Below are 380 nucleotides of genomic sequence, written 5' to 3'. Positions count from 1 at the left end.
GTGACGGATCTGCTCGGGAGATAACCCGGCAGGCAGCTCCGCCCGAAGTCCGTTGGGCAGGCAGAGTATGATGGTCTGCCCGGCATTCGCATGTTCTTCAACCACAACAGGATGCAGGCATTGAGGCTCGCGCTGTTGCCGACGTTTTTTTGTCCAGTAGTAAAACGTCGCCAGCTTAATCTCATGGTGCTGGCAAAACGCCGTCACCGTCAGTCCGCTCTGCTGCTGGGAATCAATCACCGCTGCCCAGTGTTGCTGTTTTTCAGTCAGTGTCATGGTGGTTTATCTCCTGAATAAAAAGAAAACACACTATGACAAAAAATTAATTAATCGGGTATGTGGGGTTAATTAGGTGTTTACGATAACCCGGCAGGCAACTC

The 380-nt window shown here is 50.8% G+C and carries 1 protein-coding gene; it reads right to left on the bottom strand.

From position 1 onward, the window contains the following. Nucleotides 1-276 (bottom strand): IS66 family insertion sequence element accessory protein TnpA (gene tnpA / locus AAC147_RS09185; RefSeq protein WP_047686396.1); only part of this gene is annotated, 276 nt, incomplete at its 3' end. Nucleotides 277-380 lie beyond the last annotated feature (104 nt).

The organism is Xenorhabdus sp. NBAII XenSa04 (genome assembly GCF_963866145.1).
Taxonomy (GTDB): Bacteria; Pseudomonadota; Gammaproteobacteria; order Enterobacterales; family Enterobacteriaceae; genus Xenorhabdus; species Xenorhabdus indica.
The sequence above is the reverse complement of the archived record's forward strand: the minus strand, read 5'-3'. Positions and strand labels throughout refer to the sequence as shown.